Below are 3,336 nucleotides of genomic sequence, written 5' to 3' on the forward strand. Positions count from 1 at the left end.
TCAGTAAGATCAGGCATACATTCCGAATGAACGCCGACAACCCAACAGTATCTCTAAGGAAAATCACCGTTCTGGTTTTTTCTGTTTTGCCATCCGGTTCAGGAAACTCAATCTTTTTCGCCATAAATAACACTCAACACATTATTCCAGCATATCTCTATGTTGTTCAAGATGAGTTTTTTTGGCAACGGATCAACGTCCCGAAGCCCACGTTGCTACCGGTCGATTCACCCTGGATTACCGGCAAATCCTAACCAAAGCGCAAGCGCCCTGTTGACATCCATCATGGTTGCTTCGTCAAGAATACCGATGGCTTTGCCGATTTTTTCTGCCGGAACGGTCTGTATTTTATCGACCATGATCTGGGAACGCTTACGCAATCCATTGCCGGATTCAGTCTCGACATCGACTCTGAATAACGGCGTCTGACGCAACTCACTGGTAATCGGTAAAACGGTTACCGACGGATGTCCTGAAAAATAATCGGATTGTACAATCAAAGCAGGGCGATGTTTGCCGTAATCGCCCTGCAAGGCTATGGTTACTACCGATCCTCGTTTCATGCTTCCCAACCTTCCCGATCTGCTGCCCGCTCAAGGAATTCAAGCACCCCCTTTTCATGAGCATCCGACTTGAGCAACGCCGATTGACGGCGACATTCCAGTTCGAATCCCGGGCGCCGCGTATCCGCCACCCATATCTGTACAGGCCTCAACCCGCGCTCCCGAAGCTTGTCTCTGTACCGCTTTACTCTTTCAGTAACAACCTTCATGCATGATCTCCATTTTCTTTTCTTCGTTACATGTAACGTAACGAACCCGATTCAAAGTTCCAAGTCATACTCTGGAATCTCCATTCCTCCCCGTCGGGACGGCACACTGATCCGCAGGTTCAATACGAGATTTTGAGGCTAAAGAGTCGCGAAGCCGTTCTGACTCGGCACACCAATAAATGTTTGTAACTTTCATAAAGTGAAAGTATCTCGCATTAATGGAAATACTGACCGAACATATCACCAACGCCAGGCTGGGCGAGCGTGTTGTCACAGAAGCCCAGTTATCCCGTCTGCTCGATGGCACGCCGCAACGCCGTTACAACCTGGTTAACCGCGCTCTGCATCGTGGAGAACTGCTGCGCTTGAAACGTGGCCGTTACCTGCTCTCTTCGGCTGTAAAGCAGGGTAAAATGCATCCCTTTGTACTGGCCCATGCACTGCTGCCGGGATCGTATATCTCAATGGAAACAGCTCTCGGTTTTCATGGGTGGATTCCCGAATCGACACCAATCACCCTGTCTGTTACGCCGCATCGACGACGCCAGACTCTCGACATTCCGAAATTCGGTCAATTCCGGTATTACCCGTTAGCGCTGAACACAGGATGGTTTCTTGAAGGCGTCGATCGGGATACGCTTGCAGGACAGAGCTGCATGATGGCACAGCCGTTACGGGCCTTACTCGACATTTTCTGCCTGCGCAAGATTGATTATCCCGGCATCAGGAGTCTGACTGAAGGAATGCGCATCGATGAGCACGAACTCGCCTCCATTGACAAAGACGATCTTGAACGGATGCGTTCGGTCTATCAGCATAAACGCATGGACAGATGCATCTCTGCCATGCAACGGGAACTGAAACAATGATCGACATACTTCGCAAACGGCTGGAGCGCTATTCCGTTTCTGAAGCAAAGCTCCTCCCTGCGCATCCAGCCGCGCTGCTTTCAGCCTGACAGCTCTCCGTTATGGGTTCATAACCAATAACTTGTCTATACGGAAAAGAGGAATTAATTTTACTTACCTCATTGACATACGTCCCTGTGGACAAGTCTCACCCACTTCATATATACCGTTGATCTTCAGCCCCGTAGGGGCGAAACATCGGTAGCACGAGGTGAAACCCCGTAAAAGAAAGCTTTTCCCCAAAATGGATCTTCGCTCCGTAGGAGCGACATATCGGCAGGGCCCGGGTACAACCCGGCGATTTATTAATCCGGCAATTATAGTTCTCAATTTATTATATTGAGAGCATGGAAAAAATAGACGTTAGAAAAGTATCGGACCGTGAGCGTGAATTATTGCGCAAACAGGTCATAAGCCTTCGAACGAAAGGCAAAAAAAACAGCGAAGTAGCCGAATTGCTTGGCTTGCCTGTTGAGACAACCAGCCGTTGGTGGCAGTGGTATTTACGCGAAGGAAAGCAGATGCTTTCGGTGCCGAAACGTGGTCGCAAAACCGGTGAAAAACGACATCTGAGCGTAGAGCAAGAGAAACAGATCCAGAAGATGATAGTTGATCATTATCCTGATCAATTGAAACTGCCATTTGCACTCTGGGACCGACAAGCCATTCGGCAGTTGATCAAACTGCAGTTCGGTTTTCTTATGCCTATTCGAACGGTCGGAGAGTATCTTTCACGCTGGGGCTATACTCCTCAAAAGCCGATCCGAAAAGCATACGAGCAGCGTCCTGCGGAAGTCGGACGGTGGATGGAAGAATCCTATCCTGCCATAGCAGCGCAGGCCAAGGCTGAAAAGGCAGAGATTTACTGGGGAGATGAGACCGGTATCGCAACGAATGGCAACTGTGTACGCGGCTATGCCCCAGCCGGGAAGACCCCTGAATTGCGCCTGAATGCCCGGAAAGAGCACATCAGCATGATGTCAGCAATCAGCAATCGGGGCAAACTGCGATTCATGCTGTATGAAGATGCGATGAACGGCAAGCGGCTCATAGAATTCATGAAACGTCTGGTCAGGGATGTCGGTCACAAAGTGATTCTGATCCTCGACAATCTGAAAGTACATCATTGCAAACCGGTCAAAGAATGGCTTGGCAAAAACACAGACAAGATCGAAGTTTTCTATTTGCCTGCCTATTCACCGGAATTGAATCCTGATGAGTATCTGAATAACGATTTGAAACTCGCAGTGCATGGAAATAATGGTGGTGTTGCCCGCACAAAAGATGCGATTCGGAAGAAGACCGTTTCACATTTGAGGCATCTGCAGAAGACGCCGGAACAGGTAGAAAAACTATTTGATCACCCAAGCGTTCGGTATGCAAAGGGTTGAGTCCTTTAATTGCCGGGGTAATAAAGGATGATTACTTTGGGGAACCTATCGATCAAAACCGTTTCGGTATCCTTGCGAACGGTGTAGAAAAACATTGCTTCGCAGGCTTAAGTCGAGATTATTTGCCGACGGGTCAACGTCACGAAAACCCGCTTAGAACTACGTAGTTCGCTTTATTTCGTTTATCATTTTTATTACCAATGTTAGAACAAAAGCGATAAGACTCCAGCAAGCTATTGAAATCAGATAGGCTATGGGCTTTTCT

Annotated in this window: 4 protein-coding genes; 2 read left to right on the forward strand and 2 right to left on the reverse strand. The window is 48.4% G+C overall.

Annotated elements, in window-relative coordinates; translation table 11 throughout:
• Positions 1 to 227: 227 nt before the first annotated feature.
• Positions 228 to 563, reverse strand: a complete 336-nt coding sequence (locus K4305_RS11020) for a type II toxin-antitoxin system PemK/MazF family toxin (RefSeq protein ID WP_331562499.1) — start codon at positions 561 to 563, stop codon at positions 228 to 230.
• Entirely contained in the window at positions 560 to 772 is a 213-nt protein-coding gene (locus tag K4305_RS11025) for an antitoxin MazE family protein (RefSeq protein WP_331562500.1), read from the reverse strand. Before K4305_RS11025 ends, K4305_RS11020 begins: the two co-directional genes overlap by 4 nt.
• 218 nt (positions 773 to 990) lie before the next feature.
• Between K4305_RS11025 and K4305_RS11030 the strand changes: the two genes are divergently transcribed.
• Together K4305_RS11030 and K4305_RS11035 are read left to right on the forward strand one after the other, a co-directional pair.
• Positions 991 to 1,641 (forward strand): type IV toxin-antitoxin system AbiEi family antitoxin domain-containing protein, encoded by a 651-nt coding sequence (locus tag K4305_RS11030; RefSeq protein WP_331562501.1) that lies wholly within the window; start codon positions 991 to 993, stop codon positions 1,639 to 1,641.
• Positions 1,642 to 2,027: 386 nt separating this feature from the next.
• Positions 2,028 to 3,071 carry an IS630 family transposase gene (locus K4305_RS11035; RefSeq protein ID WP_331562502.1) on the forward strand — a complete coding sequence of 348 codons (1,044 nt, stop codon included), beginning with the start codon at positions 2,028 to 2,030 and terminating at the stop codon, positions 3,069 to 3,071.
• The last annotated feature ends 265 nt before the right edge of the window (positions 3,072 to 3,336 follow it).

This window comes from Chlorobium sp. (assembly GCF_036528655.1).
Classification (GTDB): Bacteria; Bacteroidota; Chlorobiia; order Chlorobiales; family Chlorobiaceae; genus Chlorobium.